The sequence below is a fragment of the Mycobacterium paraffinicum genome (genome assembly GCF_001907675.1).
GTDB lineage: Bacteria > Actinomycetota > Actinomycetes > Mycobacteriales > Mycobacteriaceae > Mycobacterium > Mycobacterium paraffinicum_A.
Genome location: NZ_MPNT01000015.1, coordinates 125,141 through 145,563, shown reverse-complemented (window position 1 = coordinate 145,563; position 20,423 = coordinate 125,141). Strand labels below are relative to the sequence as shown.

Genomic DNA, 20,423 nt, shown 5'->3' with positions numbered 1-20,423 from the left:
TTCACCGTCACCACCGGGGCCCGCAGTTCCTGATCGACACGACGAACACGGGGTGGGTACTTTTATCCGGCCACCAGCGGATACCTCCACTTGGCCACCAGTGGGTACTTTTTCATGGCCACGGACACTTGTCGTTGGACAGGTGCATTGTGAACGTACCGCGCAGCCAGGGCGTGTTTGGTGTTGTAATAGGAGACTCGTTATGCAGCCGGATCAGCAGATGATAGAAGCACTGGTCAATTTGGCGACGAACGGCGTGCTGGACCGCATCGGCAACCGTGCCAAGCGTGCGCGGAATTGCGGCAGTGGGGACTGCACCCGCACCATCCTGAGCCGGGGAGCCCGTTTGTCGGCGACGACGCCGCTTTTAAGGAGGCGTATCCCTTAGTGCCGGCGGGGGATGCGGCGGTTGTCCGTTATCACTGGATCTGGGGCATTCTCAATGAATCTGGGGCACGACGTCAGTCCCAGGGGTTGACCAGGTCGACGCCCGTTCCGTCGAAGTGGCGAGTATTGCGGGTAGCCACAGTTGCGTGCCGGGACGCGGCGATGCCGGCGATCTGCACATCACGAATTTCCACCGCACGCCCACCTCGTTGTTGGGTGGCGGCGATGGTCCCAGCGGCAAACGCAGCCGTCAGGTCGAAGGATTGCACACGACCATCAAGGTCTTCGTCGAGGAGTTGAGAAAAGATCTCGTCGAGCCGCTTGCGTCGGCGGCTTGGCGTCAAAAGTTCAATACCAGTGCGTATCTCGAATACTGTTACCGATGTCGTCCAGATTGATTCGGTGGGCTGATTATCGAGCCATTCCACGACGGCCGGATCGGGTGTGTCCCGCATCAACGCGGAGAGCACATTGGTGTCCAGCACGATCATGATTCGTTGAACTGTGCCGGCTGGACGGGCTGTCCCCGCAGTTCGGGTATGTCCTCGGTCAGGCCCACGCCTTTGAAGCGTGACGCGATACGAGACCCGAGCCGCCCAGGCGGATTATCGACGTGCCGGACTGCGTTCCGTAAGATCTCGCGCACCTCCTCCTCGGTGCTGCGACCGTGTTGACGGGCTAGTCGCTGCAATTTGGCCTTGGTGTCGTCCTCAAGTTGACGGATGAGAATCTGCGCCACAGAGCGATGCTATCACGATATCGTTCAGATAGTGCGTTGACCTCGCCTTCATTGAGAATGCCCCAGATCCGGTTATAACGGACAGCGGTCACCGAGGAGTGTTTGATTCCGATGATGAGCGCCACGGAGAACCTGTACGCGGCCGCGTTGCTCGTAGATCAACGGACGACGACGAGGAACCTCTACGCGTCGTCCATAATGCAACTATGCCGTTCGGCGATGGAGACATCGGCGCGAACCATCTGGTTGCTCAGCGACCCCGACAGGAACGTACGGCGGGATCAACGGGACGCGGATTCGCTCGTGCCCGAGCGCATGGAGCCGACCATCGCACGGTGGATGAGTCTCTACGCCTAGGTGGCTCGGACGCGCTCGCCGATCTTCTCGTGGTGACGTTCGCGGCTTATCTGTAATCGTGTCACCCGCGACGGCTCGCGCCGCGGGTTGCGCATGGGCCCACTTATGGCTGTTGGAATGGCCACGGATTTGGCCACAGAACACGGTGGAACCGATGCGAACAAGAGGGACGGAGCGTCACAGCGGGAACGGCTGAACCTCGCTGACGTGCAGCTATGAGACCGTGCGCACTGGAGGAGACGGTGACCGGTTAGCTCATACCTTAGAGGTCGAATCGTGGCCAGTGAGCGGCGTCGTTGGCGGCATTTTTGCGCGAACATGCTGATTCAACGGCTCCAACCGCGAACCGTAGGCCAGGCCTGGTGGCTATCAGGTGTAGCTTCAGGGTGTGTTCTCAGGTGTTTATGTGGTAGCGTCTCAGGTAGATCAACGTGGAGGTGCGATATGCCAGTCTTGACCGTCTCTGCGGCGCAGCGGCTTGATGATGAGGCAGCGACGCTTTCGATCCGCGAGATCGCCGCGTATCTGCAAGAGGCCGTCGGCCAGCGCGTCGCGGCGGCGATGGCGGGCTTGGCTGACGCCAAGCAAATCGGCCGCTACGCGCGCAAGGGCGGCCCGGAACCTCACGGCGCGACCGAGCGCCGGTTACGTGAGGGCTACAAGGTCGTCAGGATGCTCGTCGATGCTTACGACGACAAGACGGCGCGGGCGTGGCTGTTTGGCACCAACACGCGCTTGGACGATCGCGCGCCGATCGAGGTGCTCGGTGCGGCGGTCGACACCGCGCAGTTCGCGATGGTTGTCCGGGCTGCACGGCAGGTCGCCAGCTTCCAGTCGTGATCGCGGCGCCCGAGCAGGGGCGAACCCTGTGGCGGGTCGGCTATTACGCTGACCCGCTCGGCTTCACTCCGCTGGAGCTGTACCAGTTCAGTCACCGTTTCGACGACGTCTACCGCCGGTTCCGCACGCTCTATTGTGCTGACTTGGCGGAAACGTGTCTTCGCGAGGTGCTAGCCGACTTCCGGCCGAACCTCGGCGCGCTGCGCCGCCATGTTGAGCGCTACGGACCTGAGGCTGCCCAAGACTTCACTGAGAAGCCGGTCACTGCGCAGTGGCGCATACAGCACGCCCTCGTTCCCACAGTCCTGAAGCTCGATGGCCCCTTGATCGATCTCACCGACGTGCCCACACGCCAGGAGATCGAGGATCGCCACGTCGAACTGCTGCTCGAGCACGACCTGCAGCACCTCGATCTGCGCGAGATCACCACCAGTCGCCGCGCCATCACGCAGACGATCGCCGCGGACCTTTTTGACCGAGGCGCCGGCGCCGTCCGGTTCCCGTCCCGCCTGGACGGCAACGCTTGCGTCGCACTCTTCGAGGGGCGCGGCACCGCGAGCTTGGCCGGAGACCCCATCGCGCTCACCGACCCGCCGCCCGAACCGCTCCTCAACGTCACCACGCCGTGGGGCCTAGTGCTTGAGCCAGCGCCGGTGAAACTGCTCTAGATTGGGATGCGCGCGGTGGTGCCCATCGGACCACACGCAAGCAAATTGGACTGCATCCAGCCTTTCAGTTGCGGTCGATAGTTCAGTTGGCGTCTCTATGAGATCCGCCGGGACCGCCGCGCTCTGTTCGGTAAGCGAAAACCATCGCACTAAGACTTCGCCCAAGTCCGCTTCTACCGACCAAGTAACCCGATCGGCTTGCCACGCAGATTGGGTTATCTCATGGGGCCAACATGGGGCCAACGAGCCAGACCGACTGATCCAACACGTCCGAATGCCGGTTGCGCTTCTGGTCTGACCGGCTGAAACACATTGGTGTAGGCCAGAACTCCGCCTGAAAAGCGGAAGGTCGGCGGTTCGATCCCGCCCCTGGCCACCGTGGGACTTGCTGGACGTCGCGACCGGACCGGGCTCTCCGACGCCGATCTGCTGAAGCTCATTGAATTTTCGCGGCAGAAGTCGCGGAGCTTCTGCCTCCGGCTGTTGCCGTTGCCGTTGACTCAGGTCCCGCGCAACGCCTTCCGCGTGTCGCGTGCTCCGGCGTGTCTGTTGTCGATCGGTGACCCGGGTGACCACACGGTGACGGGCGGCGGATCTTCGCGATTGACGCGGCTTTTTCGGGTTACTCCGGGTGATGGCGCTTGGTGGTGGGTAAGGAGCGGCGGTCGTCTCGTAGTGGGTCAGCGATTCGGTGATTGCTCGCGGCGTTGATGCACGGACGGGGGACCGATGCCATGGGCGACGGCGAACGAAACTCGACTCAGCACGTGGGCCCGCGCTCCGAGGGCAACCTCGAACTCTTCTTTGACCTGGTGTTCACCTTCGCCATGTCCCAGGTCACGCAACTCGTGCTGCACGATCTCTCGCCAACGGGATTCGGCCGGGCCGCACTGGCGCTGCTTGCGGTGTGGTGGGCCTGGGTGGGCTATACCTGGCTCATCAACACGTTCGACACGGCCAACGTGTGGCATGAGGCGATAGTCATCGCTGCGATGGCCGCGATGTTGGTAGCCGCCGCAGCGCTTCCCAGGGCGTTTGCATCGGGCGCGCTGGTCTTCGCAATCGGCCTGCTGGTGGTCCGGTTGATCCACGTGGTGAAATTCGTTGCCCTCTCGTCGCACGAGGACGCCGCGTTGCGACGGGGCACCCGTCGAATAGCGCCGGCGTTCGTCGCCGCGCCCGCTTGCATCGTGGCCGCCGCCTTCGTCGACTCGCCCGGCCGCGAACTGCTGTGGGTAGCCGCGGCGGTGATCGACTACGGCGCACCGGCAGTGCTCGGCCTCGGCGGATTCCGCGTCTCGCCGTCCTACTTCGTATCGCGTCACGGCTCGATCATCATCATCGCGCTCGGTGAGGTGGTTGTGGAATTGGGCGGGGCAGCAAGGGATCTCGGCCGATGGCAGGTGATTGCTTCTCTGGTGCTGGGGGTGGCCGTCATGGCTACCTTCTGGTGGACCTACTTCGGTCTGACGTCCGGGGCGCGGCAGCGGCTGGAGCGGGCCACCGGTGCAGAACGGGCCCATCTTGCCCGTGATGCCTACAGCTACCTACACCTGCCAATGGTCGCCGGCATCATGCTGTTCGCCGTCGGAGCGCATGCCACCATCGAGCACGCCACCGTTCCGCTGCCGCTGCCGCCCGCGATCGCACTGGCCGGCGGCATGGCGTTGTTCTATCTCGCTGACGTCGCCTACCGATGGCGTGACCACCGGCAGCTTCCTGCCGATCGCACCGTTACCGGGGTGGCCACCGCGGCGAGCCTGCCCGCGTTGTTGCAGATACCCGCCCTCGCAGCACTCGGCCTGCTCGCCGGCATCGGGGTTTGCCGGTTGGCCTGGGAATTGTGGCGGCGGCCGCGGATCGGTCCGGCCATGGCGGGACAGGCGCGCTGAGGGGCGCGGCGCTCGCACACAAGCACGTTCGCGGTCGGTTGAGCAGCCAGCCGATACGGCCGATTAGTAACCCGGCGCATCGAGCGCCGTAACTGACAGGAAGAGCATGATGTCCCACGCACGACGCCTTTCAGGGCGGAAGATCGTGGCGCTGGCCGCCGACGGCTTCGAGAAAGTGGAGCTGGTGATTCCGTTGCGCGCGTTGCAATTAGCCGGTGCAACGGTGGATGTCGTCTCGCTGCGTCACGGCCGCATCCGCGGCGTTAACTTACACATGCCGGCGACCCGGGTCGGTGTGGACAAGGTTGTCACCGAGGCAGACCCTGACCGCTACGACGGGCTGCTGCTTCCCGGGGGCTTCATCAACCCCGACCTACTGCGGCAGTCGGCGGAGGCCCGAGACTTTGTCCGCGCGTTCGACCACGCCGGCAAACCAATCGCCACGTTGTGTCACGGGCCGTGGGTGCTTGCCTCGGCGGGACTGCTGGCCGGGCGCACCCTGACCTCATGGCCGGGCATCCGCGACGACTTGGTAAACGCCGGCGCCACCTGGCTCGACCGAGGAGTCGTGCGTGACCGCAACCTCGTCACGAGCCCAGGGCCACAGGACATCAGGGCGTTCTTACTGGCGACGCTGGGCATCTTCGCCGAGTCGACGGATCGGTCGCAGACGATCACGAACCATAACGGCTCGGATCCGCAGCTCGACAAGCCAATCGGCTGGGCGGTGTCCGCCCTGCGCTGGTCACCGAAGCCGTCAGTGGCAGCACTGACCAGCGTGGCCGCCGCGGCGCTGGCGTCCCCCTGCGCAGACTGGCTTCCATCAAGAACTAGAGAAGCGCCGCAGTCTTTGCACATTGGACGGATGAGGTGTCGTTCCGTCCGTAGCCGCTTAACCAAGCTGCCCAGCTCGGCGGTCCAGGTCCTCGGTGATCAACCGGAACTGCGCCGACCGTGATCTCATCGGCCAGTTGATGGAAGAGCCACTGCGCATGAAGAGCCGGGAGTCCACCTCACTGCTGTGTGGCCTCACCGAGCTGCACACATCGAATTCACCCCGGTGAACTAACGGACCATCAACGTGCGTTAGTCCAGCGCTGGCAGCAGGAGTCGCGACGAGGAGCGCACGGTGTTCCAGCTGGACGTGCCGACGCTGGCGTGGCGGAAGTTCATGATCGCCGGCGCCGCCGGGTCCTGGTCGTCGCTGGTCAGTGTCAGGCGGATGCGGTGGCCGGCCTTGAACCGTCGGGCATTGGGAACCAAGGGGATTCGGTACTCGACAGCCTCGCCCAGCGGCACCGCTTGGGGCTTGCGGCAGGGCAGCGCCGGCGCACCGGGGCGACTGGCCCCTTCGTCGACCTCGCGCAGGCTGGCGCGCAACCAGCCCGCGGTCACGTCGGTCGTTTCGCCGTCGGGCGCCACGTCGTGCAGCGTCACGATCCACGCGGTGTCGATCGCCGTCGCTGAGGCCACCAGCCGCAGCTCGATGTCGCCGACCACGTCGAGGTTCGCGGCCAGCGGCGCGCTGGTCCAAACCAGCATCGCTGGTGGGTCGATCTCGCTGGGTTTGATGCGGCCCAGGCCCGAGCCGACGACCATGAATTCACGGCTGCCCGGCTCGCCTTCGTCGGCGGCCAAACCGCCGTCGGCCCGCAGGGCCAGTTCGCGATGCGGGGCGTGTGCCGGCGGCCAGGAGTCAGCGGTTCGCCACTCGTCGGCGCCGGGCAGAAAGTAGCGAATCGGCGGCCCGTCGGTGATTCCGGTGTCGCGCCCCTTCAACCAATGGTCATACCAGGCCAGCGCCTCGGTGTGCATGCTTTCCCATGGCCAGGTCAAGCCGAACTCGCCAAGCATGCCCATTCGCACGCAGGCGTTGTCCGACAACACTTTCCAGGCGGCGAAGGTCGACGGCAGGTGTAACGGCACGTTCTGCCAGTCGCACCCAAGGTAGACCGGGATGTCGATTTCTTTGAGCAATGGCAACAGGTTTCGCTCATCCCACCACTCGTCACGCGTCGGGTGCTTGACCACCGCCTCCTGCCACAATTCGTCCCACGGGTGGGGATTGTGCGGCAGCCTGAGCAGTTGGCGCAGCATCGTGACCGCCGCCTCGCCGTTCCTGGTCTCGAATTTCTTGTGCACGCCCGGGCTGTTCAGCACGCGCCGCGCCAATCCGACTGGCTTGCTGCGCCATAACTTGTCGCTGCGGTCGGAGGTGAGGCCCATCATGGCGAGAAACGGTGTGATGAAGGACGAACTCACCAGCCCGTGATGGTTGGCGCCCTCGTACAGGTCGGCCGTCACGGCGAGGGGAAAGATCGTTTTCAGGTGTGGCGGCCGCTCGACGGCGGCCTCCAGTTGGGTCATCGCGAAGTAGCTGATGCCGATCATGCCGACGTTGCCGTCGCACCACGGCTGCGCCGCGACCCACTCCACCAGGTCGTAGACGTCCCGGCGTTCCTGCGCGTCGAAGAAGTTGAAGGAGCCCTCGGAGCCGCAGGTGCCGCGGAGATTCGCGATCACGTGCACGTAACCGCGCGGCACCCAGAAGTCCGTCCTGCCGGCCTCGATGAACCCCGCGGGGGCGCCGAGGTCCTGCATCTGCCGCGGGTATGGCGACGCGGCCAGCAGAGCCGGGAAGCGGCCGTCGGCATCGGGCCGGTGCACGTCGGCCAAAAGCGTTGTGCCGTCACGCATCGTGATCGCGGTGTTGACGTCGGTGCGCGACGCGTACCGCGGCTCGCTGAGGTTCCGGTATTCGCGGCCGGTGGTCTGCGGGCCATTGAGCGTCGTCACAGTTTCACGCTACGTTGAAAATAGTTTCAACGCAAGATGAAACTTCGGGTATGGTGAGGCGGTGCCGAAGCGATCGACCACCCCCGGTCCGCGCGACGAACGCGGCGTGCTGGCGGCGCGCATCCTGGCCGCCGCTCGCGACGAATTCGCCGAACATGGCTGGGCCGGCACGGCCATTCGCGCCGTCGCGCGGACCGCCGACGTCGACCCCGCCCTCATCTACCACTACTTCGGCTCCAAGGAGGGGTTGCTCGATGCCGCCACCACGCCACCACAGAAGTGGCTCGACGCGGTGGCCGCGACGTGGGCGACGCCCAAGGCGGACCTGGGCAGGCAATTGATCCGCACCGTGCTGGACACGTGGACCGACCAGGAGGTGGGCCCCGTCCTGCGCGCCGTGGTGCTGACCGCCGCCCACGAAGACAAGACGCGAGAGAAGCTGCGGCTCATCGTGGAGCGCGGCCTGATCGGCGGTTCCACCCTCGGGGCCGACGAGGACGATCGGCTGCGGCGCAGCGGGCTGATCGCCACCCAGTTGATCGGTTTCGCGTTGTTGCGCTACGTCTGGAAGATCGAGCCGATCGCGTCCATGTCCGACGATCAGGTGGTGGCGGCGGTCGCCCCGAACCTGCAGCGCTACGTCGAGGGCGACATCTCCTAGGCGCTAACGCAACTCACGGCGACCAACGGCGACAATGACCGGATGCGTCTTTTGCGCCCGAACCTGGCGGTCGCGGTCGCCGCGGGTCTGGTCGGTGTCTCCGGCACCGGGACCGCCCAGGCCGGCCCCGACATTCCACCGGTGGGCGATGCGGCCCGCGCGGCCGGATTCGTCGACGTCCGCAGCGTGGTGCCCGACGCCATCATCGACCTGCGCTACGCGACGACCAACAACTTCACGCACACGCAGCTGTACCCCTCCGACGCCCGATGCCTGGTGCACCAATCCATGGCGTCCGGGCTGGCGACGGCCGCGACGGCGCTACGCCCGCAGGGGCACCTCCTGGTGTTCTGGGATTGCTATCGGCCCCACGACGTGCAGGTGAAGATGTTCAACGTCGTCCCCAATCCGGCGTGGGTCGCGCGGCCCGGCCAGTACGCGCACAGCCACGAGTCGGGGCGCTCGGTCGACGTGACCTTGACGACGGCACAGCAGCCGTGCGCTTCCGGGCTGCACGCGGAGGGGCTTTGCCTGGCGGACATGGGCACCGATTTCGACGATTTCTCTTCGCGCGCAAACGCTTTCGCTACCCAGGGCGTCAGCGACGACGCGCAGGCGAACCGCGCCGCGCTGCGCAACGCCATGAAGTACGGCGGGCTGGCGCCGTACTCCGGTGAGTGGTGGCACTTCGACGGCCCGGGCGCCGCGACCGACCGGCCCATCCTGAACGTGCCCGTCGATTGATCTCATATATTGAGACTATAGTTTCACTATATGAGGCGGCTCGGTAGGCTTCGGGCATGAACGGTGAAGGCGGGGCCACCTACACGCACGGGCACCACGAGTCGGTGCTGCGGAGTCACCAGCGGCGCACCGCGGAAGACTCCGCGGCCTATCTGCTGCCGCACCTGAAGTCCGGGCTGTCGGTCCTGGACGTCGGGTGCGGGCCCGGCACGATCACCGCCGATCTCGCCGCGCGGGTGGCGCCGGGACCGGTGACGGCCGTCGACCAGTCGGCCGACGTCATCGATGTGGCCCGCGCCGAGGTCGAGCGACGCGGCCTGTCGAACGTTTCGTTCGCCACCGCCGACGTGCACCGGCTCGACTTTGCGGACGACGCCTTCGACGTGGTGCACGCGCACCAGGTGCTCCAGCACGTCGCCGATCCGGTGGGGGCGCTGCGGGAGATGAAACGGGTGTGCGCGCCCGGCGGTGTCGTGGCGGCCCGCGATGCCGACTACGCGGGGTTCATCTGGTTCCCCGAGGTGCCGGCGCTAAATCTGTGGCGCGACCTCTACGAGCGCGCCGCTCGGGCGAACGGGGGCGAACCCGATGCCGGGCGGCGGTTGCTGTCCTGGGCGCGGCAGGCGGGCTTCGCCGACGTCACCCCGACGGGCAGCGTGTGGTGCTACGCGACGCCCGCAACACGTGAATGGTGGGGCGGCATGTGGGCCGACCGGATCCTGCACTCGCGGGTGGCGCGCGACCTGCTGAATCTGGGTCTGGCGACGGCCGCGCAGCTCGAGGAGATCTCGGCGGCGTGGCGGCAATGGGCCACGGCGGCGGACGGCTGGATCGCCATCCCGCATGGTGAGATCCTCTGCCGGGAGTAGCCGATCGAGGACCGGGGGGACATGTTTGACCAGGTCAAACATGTGGTATTGGCATTCTCTTTTTTTGCAAGTACGTTATTCACCGATGGATAATACGGCCCGCACTCCGTCAGGTATCCCGCTGCGGCCGGTCTACGGGCCGGCGGACGTCAGCGCGGAACCTCCGCAGCCGGGGGAGTTTCCCTTCACCCGGGGTAACTTCGCGTCCGGCTACCGGGGCAAGCTGTGGACCTTCCGCCAATACTCGGGGTTCGGCACCGCCGAGGAATCCAATCGCCGGTACCGCTACCTCCTGGAACAAGGCGGGACCGGGCTGTCGGTGGCGCTCGACCTGCCCACCCAGTGTGGGTACGACTCCGACGACCCCGAGTTCGGCGAGGAGGTGGGCCGGGTCGGCGTCGCGGTCGACACGCTGGCCGACTTCCAGATCCTGTTCGACGGCATCCCGCTGGACAAGCTCAGCACGAGCATGACGATCAATGGGACGGCCGCCATCCTGCTGGCGTTCTACGTCGCCGCCGCCGAGAAGAAGGGGATACCGCGGGCGAAGCTCACCGGGACCATCCAGAACGACATCCTCAAGGAATACGCCTCGCGCGGGACCTGGATCTGGCCGCCGGAGCCATCCCTGCGGTTGATCGCCGACACCATCGAGTTCTGCGCGGCCCAGGTGCCGAGGTTCAACGCGATTTCGGTGGCCGGGGCGCACTTCCGCGACGCGGGGGCCAACGCGGTGCAAGAGATGGCGTTCACCCTGGCCGACGGGGTGACCTACTGCGACACGGTGGTCGAGCGCGGCCGGATGACGATCGATCAGTTCGCGCCGCAGATCTCGTATTTCTTCTACACCCACGGCGATTTCTTCGAGGAGATCGCCAAATACCGTGCGGGGCGTCGGCGTTGGGCCACCATAGTCAAGGAGCGCTACGGGGCGACGACGGACAAGGCGGCGATGTTCCGCTTCGGCTGCGTCTGCGGAGGCGCCTCGCTGTACGCGCCGCAGGCCCACAACAACATCGTCCGGGTGGCCTACGAGGCCATGGCCGCGGTGCTGGGCGGTGTCCAGTCGATGTTCACCGCGGCCTGGGACGAGCCGTTCGCCCTGCCCACCGAGGAAACCACGACGCTGGCGCTGCGCACCCAGCAGATCCTCGCGCACGAAACCGGCGTGGCCAGCGTCGCCGACCCGCTGGGCGGCTCCTACTTCGTGGAGGCGCTCACCGACGCCACCGAGGCGCGCATCATCGAGATCATGTCCGACCTGGAGCGGCACGGCGGCATGGTCCACGCCATCGAGGACGGCTATCTGCAGGGTCTGATCGCCGACGAGGCATTCAAGGTCCACCAGGACATCGAATCCGGCGCTCGACCGGTCGTCGGAGTAAACCGGTTCGTGACCGAGGAGCCCCAACACGATGTCGTCACCTATGAGCTCGACGCCGAAGGGCGCGACCTTCAGCTCAAGCGGCTATCCAAGGTCAAGGCCGAAAGGGATTCGGCCGCAGTCAAAGCCAGTTTGGCGGCGTTGTCGCGTGCCGCCGAAGGGGACGACAATCTGATGCACAACCTCATCGAGTGCGCGAACGCCTACTGCACGGTCGGTGAAATGGTCTCCGCGCTCAAGGCGGTGTGGGGCGAGTTCCAGCAACCGGTGGTGTTCTAGTGGCCCCCCGGATTCTGGTCGCCAAGCCGGGCCTGGACGGACACGACCGGGGCGCCAAGATCGTCGCCCGCACCCTGCGCGATGCCGGCTTCGAGGTGATCTACACGGGGATCCGGCAGCGCATCGAGGACATCGCCTCGATCGCCGTCCAGGAGGACGTGGCGGTCGTGGGCTTGAGCATTCTGTCCGGTGCGCACCTCGCACTCACCGCCCGCACCATCGAGGCCCTGCGGGCCGCCGACGCCGCGGACATCGCCGTCGTCGTCGGGGGAACCATCCCGCACGCCGACGTCCCCAAGCTGCTCTCCGCCGGCGCCGCCGCGGTATTCCCGACCGGGACATCGCTCGACGTCCTCGTGCGCGACATCCGCGCGCTGACAGGGACTCCCGAACCAGCCACGGAGGAACAATGCGCGTCGGAGTGATGATCGGCGCCGAGCGTGGCGACATGGCCCGCAAGGTGCACAAGCTGGCCTCCGACATCGAGTGGGCGGAATCCGCGGGTCTGGACACCGCGTGGATGCCGCAGGTTCCCGACGATTTCGATTGCCTGACCATGGTGTCGCTGATGGCCGCGCACAGCTCACGCATCGAGCTGGGTACCGCGGTGGTGCCGCTGCAGGCCCAGCATCCGATCGCCCTTGCCCGCCAAGCGCTTTCGACGCACGCCGTGGCCGGCGGGCGGTTGGCGCTGGGCGTCGGGCCGTCGCACCACTGGATCATTCGAGACATGCTCGGCTTGCCGTATGAGCGGCCGGCCGCCTACACCCGCGACTACCTGCAGGTGCTCAACGCCGCCATCGCCGGGCCGGGACCGGTTGACGTCGAGAACGATTCGTTCACGGTGCACAATCCGCTGGCGATCGGGGCCGATGTCCCGATGCCGGTCCTGGTGGCCGCACTGGGGCCGGTGATGCTGCAGCTGGCCGGCGAACTCGCCGACGGCACCGTGTTGTGGATGGCCGACGAGCGGGCGATCGGAGACCACATCGCGCCAAAGATCACCAAGGCCGCGGCGGATGCCGGGCGCCCCGCCCCGCGGATCGTCGCCGGCATCCCGGTATGCCTCTGTCCGCCAGGGCAAGTCGACGAGGCTAAGGAGCGGGCCAATCGCATCCTGGGTGAGGCCGAGGTGTCGCCCAACTACCAGCGTCTGCTGGAGCGCGGCGACGCGCGTGACGTCGGTGACCTGTGCGCGGCCGGCGACGAGCAGGCGATCCTGACCCGGATGCGGCGTTTCGCCGACGCGGGCGTGACCGACTTGTCGGTGCGGCTGCTGCCCATCGGCGACAACCGTGACGAGCTGGTCGCCTCCAAACGCCGGACCCGCGAGATGATCGCAGTGCTCGCAACGGAATTGCGTTGACAGGCAGCGACACCGGCCCGCTGGCGGGGATACGCATCCTCGAAGTCGGCACCATGCTGGCGGGCCCGTACGCCACCATGCTGCTGGCCGATCTGGGCGCGGAGGTCACCAAGATGGAGCCGCGCGGCGGCGAGATCTCCCGCGGTGTCGGGCCCAGCTATTTCGCCAGTCTCAACCGCAATAAGTCGAGCATCTGCATCGACCTGAACTCCGAGCCCGGACAGCAACGGCTTGGCGAGCTGGTGGCCGAATCCCACGCGCTGCTGGTGAATTTGAAGCCGTCGGCCATCCGCCGACTGGGACTGACTTATGAGAGCTTGCGACGACACAACGAGCGGATCGTGTGCGTCGCAATAACCGGATTCGGTCTCTACGGCGGTGACGATCCGGCCTTCGATTACGTGGTGCAGGCGGGCGTCGGCACCGCCGCCCTGACCGGCGACCCAGACGGCCCACCGACGCTGCCCGGTTACTCGTCGGCCGACAACTCCACCGGGATGACCGCGGCGCTGGGGCTGTTGGCCAAGATCATCTCCGGGACGGGAGGACAAGTCGACGTATCGCTGCGCGACGTGATGCTGTCACAGCTGAATTATCACGCGTCGGCCTACCTCAATGACGGTGTGGAGCCGCAGCGGCGCCCGTATGGCGCTCACTCGTACTACGTTCCGGCTCAGCTGTTTCCGACCGCCGAGGGGTATCTGGCGCTGTTCATCACGCACGACGGCTTCTGGAAATCGTTCGCCACCGAGGCGGGCATCGGTGGGTTCGAGACGATGGCCGAACGGGTGTCGCGCCGCGACGAGGTGCTGGCCGTCGTCACGGCGATGCTGGCGACCGACACCGCCGCCGGGTGGGAAAGCCGGCTGCGTCCGCTTTCAGTGCCGGCGGCCGCCGTCCGGACGCTGCCCGAAGCGCTCGAAGCGACGCCGGAAGCCGTTGTCACCGCCGGCGATTTCCGGCTCGTGGGTAGCCCGATCCACGTCTCCGGCTACGACCCCGAATACCGGCCGCCGCCAGAGTTACCGGAGGTCTAGAGCCCACCACCCGCGAACGTTTCACATTCGGCGTCAGGACACCGGACCCCTGAGGTGCGCCTCGGCGAGCTTGCGGAAGGCCGCCACCAACCGGCTGCGGTCCCCGGCGCGGGTCGCCAACACCACGTGACAGGGCTCGACGCCTTGCAGAGGGACGGTGGTGATGTCGGGCCGCAGGGCGCTGCTGCGGAACCCGGCGGTGATGGCTACCGCCTGCCCGGAGGCGATGACTTCGAACTTGTCCTCGAGCGCGTCGATGAACGGTCCATCGGGCGCGCGGCGACCGTCGGGGCGGGGATCGATGCGCCAGAAGGCACTCCACGCCGGGTCGGAGTCACGGAGTCGGGGCATCGGCTCGTCGGCGATGTCGTCCAGGGTGACGAAATCTCGGTCCGCGAGGCGGTGGTCGACCGACACGGCCAGCACCCGGGGCTCGTCGTACAGGATGGTCACGTGCAGGCCGTCGGTCGGGAACGGTAGCCGGGTCACCACCGCGTCCACCCGATGTCCGAGCAACGCGTCCAGGGCCTGGCCCCAATCCAGATGCGAGACTTGCACTTCGGCATCGGGATGCTCGCGGCGCATCTCGCGCACGGCGGGGGTGACGATCATCCCGGTCGTGTATCCGATCGCAATCCGGCTGGGCTGGGCGGCGGCGCGGGCCTGGGCGGCGGCTTGCGTGGCCGAGCGCAGCAGGGCCTTGGCCCGCGGCAGGAACACCTCCCCGGCTTCCGTCAACCGGGTGCCTTGCGGCGTGCGATCCAGCAGTCGAGCGCCCAGTTGTTGCTCGAGCCGGCGAATCTGCCGGCTCAGTGACGGCTGCGCGACGCGCAGCGCGGTTGCGGCGCGGCCGAAGTGCCGGTGTTCGGCCACCACGACGAAGTATCCGACCAACCGCAGATCGAGGTCGATCACCGGCAATACCGAATTGGTCATGCGGGAAGTGTAACGGCGGGCGCAACCGTTCCTCGCGTCTAAGCCTGCGGTGACATGCGGTGATGTCGATTCGGTATCGCCACATATGAAATGGGTCTTGGACAGTCGGCCCGTCAGGGTCATTGACTGGAAGCGCGAAGACCGAACGGCGAAAGGGAATTTCATGCATGTCTTTGTCACGGGCGCGAGCGGACACATCGGTTCGGCCGTCGTCGACGAGCTCGTGCAGGCGGGGCATCACGTCAGCGGCCTGGCCCGCTCCGACGAATCGGCCGCCGCGCTGGCGGCGAAGGGCGTGAGGGCGCACCGAGGCGACCTCGACGACCTCGACGGTTTGCAGTCCGCCGCCGCGGCGTCCGATGGTGTTATCCACCTGGCTTTCAAACACGACTTCGACAACTTCGTGGCCGCGGCCGAGTCGGATTTGCGCGCGGTCGAGGCCATCGGGGAGGCGCTGGTTGGCTCCGGACGGCCCTTCGTCAGCACCTCGGGGACCCTCCTGCTCTCGCTGTTGGGTCAGGGCGGACTCGCAACCGAGCACGACACGGTGCCCGGCGGGCCGCGGGTCGACTCGGAGAACGCCGTGATCGCGCTGGCCGAACGCGGCGTGCGGTCGTCGGTCATCCGGCTGTCACCCTTGGTGCACAGCAACCTGGATCACCACGGTTTCACGTCGCATCTGGTCAGCACCGCCCGCTCGACGGGCGTCTCCGCCTACCTCGGTGACGGCGCGAACCGCTGGCCGGCTGTGCATACGCTGGACGCGGCGCACCTGTACCGCCTGGCGCTCGAAAAGGCGCCCGCGGGAACGCGTTTGCACGGGGTTGCCGACGAAGGGGTGCCGTTCCGGGACATCGCCGCCGTCATCGGCCGCCACCTGGGTGTGCCGGCGGTGAGCATTCCGGCGGAAGAAGCCGGTCATTTCGGCTTTCTCGCCCTCTTCGCAGCGCTGGACAACCCGACGTCGAGCGCCCTGACGCGCAAAGTGCTGGAGTGGCAGCCCGAGGGTCCCGGACTGCTGGAGGATCTGGAAGCCGGCCATTACTTCGGTGAGTGAGCGGCTGGCCGCACACTCGGGCTCGACCGAGCGGCTGGCCGCACACTCGGCGTCACCGACCCGCTACGGCAGCCTGCCTCTCCCGATACAGCCGCGCCCATTCGGCGCGTGAGCGGATCGACACGTCGACGTCATCGGCGTTGGCGCGCAGGGCTTTCACCGTCGCCCGCTCGCGCGGTGTCCGCGCGAATGGGTCCCAGCTGAAGAACCGGCAGGCGTTGCTCGACCACACTCAGCGGCTTCGCTCGCTCGTCGTCTCGAGCAATCGGGGGACAGGCGCGGGATCCAACAGCAACGCATCGGACATGTGCAGCTGTCTGGCGTTGGCCGTCATGTTGTCCAAAATGGCCTGCAGATCGTCGCCTTCGAGTTCGTAGATGGCGACATAGGGGCCCTGCCCGTCAACCGGGCGCAGCCTGCGTGCCGCGACGATACCGTCGAGCGTCAGCAATTGGGGTATGTGCACTTCGTCGTACCAGGTGTTGTATTCCTGTTCGCGTTCGGGGGAACTGGGCCGACTCTCGACGTACATGATTCCCTTGGCCATCGTCGCCACCTCTCTTCGGGCCGCTACTCGTAGCGCACTGTGACCGAATCCGTGTCCGGCACGCCCTGGCAGGTCAAAATGTAGCCCTCGGCGACCTCGTCATCGTCGAGAGCGTCGTTGACCCGCATGGTCGCGTGGCCCTCTTCCAGCTTGGCCATGCACGTGCCGCAGTTACCCGCCTCGCAACTGAACGGCGGTTCCAGGCCGGCCCGCCGGGCGCTCTGCAAGAGCGTCTCGCCGGGGACCAGCGGCACCGAGACCTTCTTGCGGTCCATGTGGATGGTCACCGTGCCCGCGCCGGAGCCGTTTGACGGATTTGTCACCCGCGGGGTCTCCTCGATGTTTCGGGTGACTGTCACCTCGACCGCCCCCTCCCGTACTTGCATTCTTCACTGCAGAGAATACTATTCTCACAGAGCGATAGGATCTTCTCAAGCTGTCGGGATGTCGGGTCAGCCCGGCCTGTCAGGGAAGGACGGGACGTGACCGAGCCGGCCGCGGTCGTGTTCGAGGAACGGCGGTTCAGCCTGCCTCAGCTCGATGCGCTGGCCGCCGGCTGGGCCGCGATTCTGACCAGGAACGGTGTCGCGGCAGGTCAGCGCGTCGCGGTCATGGCGTCCAATCGACCGGAATTCGTCGCCGTCGTCCTCGCAATCTGGCGGCTGGCGGCCGCGGCGGTGCTGATCAGCCCGGCATGGAAGCGTGCCGAGGTCGACCACGCGCTCGCCTTGACCGAACCCGCCTACGCTGTCGGGGACCACCCCGTACTGGCCGGCGCCATGCCGATGCTGCACCTCGACGAGCCGGTCACAGCCGGGGAGCCGATCGCCGCGGTGCCCCCGCCCCAATCCGACGCCGTTTTGGTGTTCAGTTCCGGCACCACCGGGTTGCCGAAGGCGGTCCGGCACACCCATGCGGCGCTGGACGAGGCCGTACGGCACTGGCGCGGGGCGCTGCAACTCACGGGTAGCGACCGGATTCAAATCGCCACGCCGCCGTCGCACATCCTCGGGCTGCTCAACATCCTCACGGCGCTGCGCACCCGCGCCTGCGTGCGGCTGCATCCCCGGTTCGACATCGAGCGGGTGCTGCACCACATCGAAAGTGACCGAATCACAGTGGAAATGGCGGTCGCGCCGATCGCGCTGGCCATCGCCGCGCATCCCCGGCTCGAGTCCTACGACCTGTCCTCGCTGCGCTACATCATGTGGGGGGCGACGCCGGTCAGTGCCGACGTCGCGGAAACCGTGACCCGGCGCACCGGCATCGGGTGGGTGCCGGCGTACGGGACCACGGAACTGCCTGTGATCGCCTGCAATCCGATCGAGGGTGCCCGGTTGGACTCCGTTGGACGCCCGGTGCCGGGAGTGGACGTGCGGGTGGTCTCGCTCGAGACCGGGGAGCCGGTCCGCCACGGTGAGGTCGGCGAGATACAGGCCCGATCCTCGTCGCTGATGGCGGGTTACCTGCCGGCCGACGCAACCAGCGAGGTGATTCACGACGGCTGGTACCGGACCGGTGACGTCGGCTGGCTCGACGGCGGCGGTTGGTTGCGGATCACCGACCGCCTCAAAGAGATGATCAAGGTGCGCGGGTTTCAGGTGGCGCCCGCCGAAATCGAGACGGTGCTACACGGCCATCCTGCCGTGAAGGACTGCGCGGTATTCGGCGTGCCCGACGGGATCAACGGGGAGGCGGTGGTCGCCGCGGTCGCGACGTGCGCACCCGTGGAGGCCGGCGAGCTCACCGCCCGGGTCGGTCAGCGGCTGGCTTCCTACAAACACCTGAGCCGGGTCGTGTTCGTGCCCGACATCCCCCGCCTGGCGTCGGGCAAGGTACTGCGGCGAGTGCTGAAGGAGCGCTATGGATGTACGTCTGACAGCTGAACAACAGCAATTGCGCGACGCCGCCGCCAAGCTGGCCGACGACCTGGGGCCGTCGGCGGTGCAGGACCTCGACGACCAAAGCCGGATTGTGCGTCTGGACAAGCAACTCGCGGGAACGGGCTGGCGGTCGCTGCGGTCCGACGGGGCGTCCGGCGTCGAAGTGGCCATCGTCGCCGAGGAATTCGGACGACGGCTGATCGACGCGCCGTTTCTCGGCCCGGTGCTCGCCGACGATCTGACCCGCCACGTCGGCGCCGATGGCGCGGGCGCGACCATCGCGGTGGACGGTCGCGCGATCGACGCGCGTGGCGCCCAGCGGGCCCTCAGCCTTGCCGGCGGTGGGGTCCTCGCCGCCGACGTAGGGGACCTGACCGACGGCGCGGACCTGACCCGGGCCGACGCGACGATCGCGGAAACATCGGTGCCACTGGGCGAAGTATCCGCCGACATCGCCGCGCAGTGGCGGGCGCTCGCGCTGGTCACCACGACGGCGGACCTGGTCGGGATCGCCCGCGGTGCGCACGCCGTCGCCTGCGACTACGCCAAGATCCGGGAACAGTACGGCAAGCCGATCGGGTCCTACCAGGCGATCGCCCACCTGCTTGCGGAAAGCCTTGCGCTGATTGAGGGTTCGATCAGCGTGTCGCGGCATGCCGCGTGGGCGGTCGACGAGCTACCGCCCGCCGACGCCATCCGTGCCGCCCAGGTCGCGAAGGTCTACTGCGCGCGAGCCGCCCGAACCGTCTGTGAGACAGCCATTCAGGTGCACGGCGGTATCGGCAACACCTGGGACTGCGTGGTGCACGTCTACCTGCGACGCGCCCTGCTCTCGACGGAACTGTGGCCCGTCGCGTTGAAGGAGATTGATCTTGGACTTTCGTGACTCACCGGACGAAGCCGCCTTCCGGGAGCGCCTCCGTTCTTGGCTTTCCGTGCACGCGAAAGAGTTCTCCGGGTCGGGCGACGAATACTGGGCCCGTCAGGCCGAATGGCACCAGGCCCTATACCGAGAGGGCTTCTTTGGGCTGTCGTTCCCCCGCGAATACGGCGGACGGGAACTGCCGCCCGTCTATGACGTCATCGTCGACGAGGAACTGGCCCGGGCCGGCACCCCGCCGCGCCCCAGCGTCGGCTACCTGATCTACGGGATCGGCCGGCACGCGAATGACGCGGTCCGCCAACGTTTCCTGCCCGGCATCATCAACGGCACCGAGCGATGGTGCCAGGGCTTCAGCGAGCCCGGTGCCGGCTCGGACCTGGCATCGCTGACCACCACCGCTCGCCTTGAGGGCGACACCTACGTGGTGAACGGGCACAAGATCTGGACCAGCTATTCCGACGTCGCGGACTGGTGCCTGCTGCTGGCGCGCACCGACCCGGAGGCCAAACGCCACCGCGGCCTGTCGGCGTTCGTGCTGGAGATGAAACAGCCCGGCGTGCAACAGTGCCCGCTGCGCATGATCAACGGTGTGACAAACGAATTCGGCCAGGTGTTCTTCGACGACGCGAAGATACCCGCCGATCGGATGGTCGGTGCCCCTGGTGACGGCTGGGCGGTGGCCATGACCGTCGTCGGCCACGAGCGCGAACCCTCGACCCTCGGATACGCCGCCCGCTACGGCAAGCTGGTGCGAAGCCTGTACGCGCGCACCGACGGTCCGGTGTCCGAGGAGCTCGCATGGGCCGCGGTCCAGTCGGAGATGCTGACGCATCACGTGCGGCGGCGGCTGTCCGAACAGCTTGACGGCGTCTCACACGGACCCGAGGGGTCGCTGGACAAGCTGCTGATGACCTGGGTCGAGCAGTCCGTCGGCCACGCCGCACTGGCGGTCACCGGGACCCGGGATCCGGACCTGCTCAGCGCCTACCTGTACAGCCGAGCGCAGAGCGTAATGGGCGGGACATCACAGATACAGAAGAACATCATCGCTTCACGCATCTTGGGATTGGTGGAGTGATCGCGAACGCGGGTGGAGCC

General features: G+C 66.8%; 23 protein-coding genes, 1 tRNA gene and 1 pseudogene. 18 read left to right on the top strand and 7 right to left on the bottom strand.

What is annotated here, in order from left to right; translation table 11 throughout:
- Nucleotides 1–202 precede the first annotated feature (202 nt).
- Complete coding sequence (locus BRW65_RS31345) at nucleotides 203–388, top strand: hypothetical protein (protein ID WP_132160383.1); 186 nt, start codon at nucleotides 203–205, stop codon at nucleotides 386–388.
- Between the two features lie 73 nt (nucleotides 389–461).
- Here BRW65_RS31345 and BRW65_RS17785 read toward each other — a convergent pair whose 3' ends face one another.
- Both BRW65_RS17785 and BRW65_RS17780 read right to left on the bottom strand, forming a co-directional pair.
- Entirely contained in the window at nucleotides 462–878 is a 417-nt protein-coding gene (locus tag BRW65_RS17785; protein ID WP_007168492.1) for a type II toxin-antitoxin system VapC family toxin, read from the bottom strand.
- On the bottom strand, nucleotides 875–1,126 hold the full coding sequence (locus tag BRW65_RS17780) for a FitA-like ribbon-helix-helix domain-containing protein (RefSeq protein ID WP_007168493.1): 252 nt from the start codon (nucleotides 1,124–1,126) through the stop codon (nucleotides 875–877). The genes BRW65_RS17785 and BRW65_RS17780 overlap by 4 nt, the downstream gene beginning before the upstream one ends.
- Nucleotides 1,127–1,240: 114 nt before the next feature.
- On the opposite strand from BRW65_RS17780, the gene BRW65_RS17775 reads away from it, so the two are divergent.
- The 6 genes from BRW65_RS17775 to BRW65_RS32945 all read left to right on the top strand — a co-directional run bounded on the left by BRW65_RS17775 (nucleotide 1,241) and on the right by BRW65_RS32945 (nucleotide 5,841).
- Nucleotides 1,241–1,483 carry a hypothetical protein gene (locus BRW65_RS17775; protein ID WP_231588680.1) on the top strand — a complete coding sequence of 81 codons (243 nt, stop codon included), beginning with the start codon at nucleotides 1,241–1,243 and terminating at the stop codon, nucleotides 1,481–1,483.
- A gap of 444 nt (nucleotides 1,484–1,927) precedes the next feature.
- On the top strand, nucleotides 1,928–2,323 hold the full coding sequence (locus BRW65_RS17770) for an XRE family transcriptional regulator (RefSeq protein WP_073876810.1): 396 nt from the start codon (nucleotides 1,928–1,930) through the stop codon (nucleotides 2,321–2,323).
- Entirely contained in the window at nucleotides 2,320–2,991 is a 672-nt protein-coding gene (locus BRW65_RS17765; protein WP_007168496.1) for an RES family NAD+ phosphorylase, read from the top strand. The genes BRW65_RS17770 and BRW65_RS17765 overlap by 4 nt, the downstream gene beginning before the upstream one ends.
- Before the next feature lie 317 nt (nucleotides 2,992–3,308).
- Nucleotides 3,309–3,367, top strand: a tRNA-OTHER gene (locus BRW65_RS31770).
- Nucleotides 3,368–3,725: 358 nt separating this feature from the next.
- Nucleotides 3,726–4,883, top strand: coding sequence for a low temperature requirement protein A (locus BRW65_RS17760; protein WP_244168122.1), 1,158 nt, complete (start codon nucleotides 3,726–3,728; stop codon nucleotides 4,881–4,883).
- A gap of 109 nt (nucleotides 4,884–4,992) precedes the next feature.
- The gene (locus tag BRW65_RS32945) at nucleotides 4,993–5,841 is read left to right on the top strand and encodes a type 1 glutamine amidotransferase domain-containing protein (RefSeq protein ID WP_084187859.1); all 849 of its coding nucleotides are present in this window, start codon (nucleotides 4,993–4,995) and stop codon (nucleotides 5,839–5,841) included.
- Nucleotides 5,842–5,969: 128 nt separating this feature from the next.
- Here the strand turns inward: BRW65_RS32945 and BRW65_RS17750 are convergent, their stop codons facing one another.
- A complete protein-coding gene (locus tag BRW65_RS17750) occupies nucleotides 5,970–7,679 on the bottom strand; it encodes a CocE/NonD family hydrolase (protein WP_073876808.1) in 1,710 nt (569 codons plus the stop codon).
- Between the two features lie 61 nt (nucleotides 7,680–7,740).
- Here BRW65_RS17750 and BRW65_RS17745 point away from each other — a divergent pair, with 61 nt between their 5' ends.
- The 7 genes from BRW65_RS17745 to BRW65_RS17715 all read left to right on the top strand — a co-directional run bounded on the left by BRW65_RS17745 (nucleotide 7,741) and on the right by BRW65_RS17715 (nucleotide 14,019).
- On the top strand, nucleotides 7,741–8,340 hold the full coding sequence (locus BRW65_RS17745) for a TetR family transcriptional regulator (RefSeq protein WP_073876806.1): 600 nt from the start codon (nucleotides 7,741–7,743) through the stop codon (nucleotides 8,338–8,340).
- Between the two features lie 42 nt (nucleotides 8,341–8,382).
- Entirely contained in the window at nucleotides 8,383–9,084 is a 702-nt protein-coding gene (locus BRW65_RS17740; protein WP_073876804.1) for a M15 family metallopeptidase, read from the top strand.
- Between the two features lie 56 nt (nucleotides 9,085–9,140).
- Nucleotides 9,141–9,953 carry a class I SAM-dependent methyltransferase gene (locus BRW65_RS17735; RefSeq protein ID WP_073876802.1) on the top strand — a complete coding sequence of 271 codons (813 nt, stop codon included), beginning with the start codon at nucleotides 9,141–9,143 and terminating at the stop codon, nucleotides 9,951–9,953.
- Nucleotides 9,954–10,038: 85 nt separating this feature from the next.
- Complete coding sequence (locus tag BRW65_RS17730; protein WP_073876800.1) at nucleotides 10,039–11,616, top strand: methylmalonyl-CoA mutase family protein; 1,578 nt, start codon at nucleotides 10,039–10,041, stop codon at nucleotides 11,614–11,616.
- Nucleotides 11,616–12,041: a cobalamin B12-binding domain-containing protein gene (locus BRW65_RS17725; protein ID WP_073876798.1), complete on the top strand. Its 426-nt coding sequence runs from the start codon at nucleotides 11,616–11,618 to the stop codon at nucleotides 12,039–12,041. Before BRW65_RS17730 ends, BRW65_RS17725 begins: the two co-directional genes overlap by 1 nt.
- Nucleotides 12,026–12,982 (top strand): LLM class F420-dependent oxidoreductase, encoded by a 957-nt coding sequence (locus BRW65_RS17720; protein WP_073876796.1) that lies wholly within the window; start codon nucleotides 12,026–12,028, stop codon nucleotides 12,980–12,982. Before BRW65_RS17725 ends, BRW65_RS17720 begins: the two co-directional genes overlap by 16 nt.
- Nucleotides 12,979–14,019, top strand: coding sequence for a CaiB/BaiF CoA transferase family protein (locus BRW65_RS17715; RefSeq protein WP_073876794.1), 1,041 nt, complete (start codon nucleotides 12,979–12,981; stop codon nucleotides 14,017–14,019). Before BRW65_RS17720 ends, BRW65_RS17715 begins: the two co-directional genes overlap by 4 nt.
- Nucleotides 14,020–14,052: 33 nt before the next feature.
- Here the strand turns inward: BRW65_RS17715 and BRW65_RS17710 are convergent, their stop codons facing one another.
- On the bottom strand, nucleotides 14,053–14,955 hold the full coding sequence (locus tag BRW65_RS17710) for a LysR family transcriptional regulator (protein ID WP_073876792.1): 903 nt from the start codon (nucleotides 14,953–14,955) through the stop codon (nucleotides 14,053–14,055).
- A gap of 163 nt (nucleotides 14,956–15,118) precedes the next feature.
- On the opposite strand from BRW65_RS17710, the gene BRW65_RS17705 reads away from it, so the two are divergent.
- Nucleotides 15,119–16,012 (top strand): SDR family oxidoreductase, encoded by an 894-nt coding sequence (locus BRW65_RS17705; protein ID WP_073876836.1) that lies wholly within the window; start codon nucleotides 15,119–15,121, stop codon nucleotides 16,010–16,012.
- 52 nt (nucleotides 16,013–16,064) lie between these two features.
- Here BRW65_RS17705 and BRW65_RS17700 read toward each other — a convergent pair.
- The 3 genes and pseudogenes from BRW65_RS17700 to BRW65_RS17690 form a co-directional block, all read right to left on the bottom strand.
- A pseudogene (locus BRW65_RS17700) lies at nucleotides 16,065–16,235 on the bottom strand (amidohydrolase family protein); the annotation flags it as partial.
- 9 nt (nucleotides 16,236–16,244) lie between these two features.
- On the bottom strand, nucleotides 16,245–16,559 hold the full coding sequence (locus tag BRW65_RS17695) for a DUF4286 family protein (RefSeq protein WP_073876835.1): 315 nt from the start codon (nucleotides 16,557–16,559) through the stop codon (nucleotides 16,245–16,247).
- A 23-nt stretch (nucleotides 16,560–16,582) separates the two neighbouring features.
- Entirely contained in the window at nucleotides 16,583–16,918 is a 336-nt protein-coding gene (locus BRW65_RS17690; protein ID WP_073876833.1) for a 2Fe-2S iron-sulfur cluster-binding protein, read from the bottom strand.
- Nucleotides 16,919–17,041: 123 nt separating this feature from the next.
- Between BRW65_RS17690 and BRW65_RS17685 the strand changes: the two genes are divergently transcribed.
- Genes BRW65_RS17685 through BRW65_RS17675 form a run of 3 tightly spaced genes read left to right on the top strand, consistent with a single transcriptional unit; the run spans nucleotide 17,042 to nucleotide 20,403 of the window.
- Nucleotides 17,042–18,445: a class I adenylate-forming enzyme family protein gene (locus BRW65_RS17685; RefSeq protein ID WP_073876788.1), complete on the top strand. Its 1,404-nt coding sequence runs from the start codon at nucleotides 17,042–17,044 to the stop codon at nucleotides 18,443–18,445.
- On the top strand, nucleotides 18,423–19,328 hold the full coding sequence (locus BRW65_RS17680) for an acyl-CoA dehydrogenase family protein (RefSeq protein WP_073876786.1): 906 nt from the start codon (nucleotides 18,423–18,425) through the stop codon (nucleotides 19,326–19,328). The genes BRW65_RS17685 and BRW65_RS17680 overlap by 23 nt, the downstream gene beginning before the upstream one ends.
- Nucleotides 19,315–20,403, top strand: coding sequence for an acyl-CoA dehydrogenase family protein (locus BRW65_RS17675; RefSeq protein ID WP_073876785.1), 1,089 nt, complete (start codon nucleotides 19,315–19,317; stop codon nucleotides 20,401–20,403). The genes BRW65_RS17680 and BRW65_RS17675 overlap by 14 nt, the downstream gene beginning before the upstream one ends.
- Nucleotides 20,404–20,423: the final 20 nt, after the last annotated feature.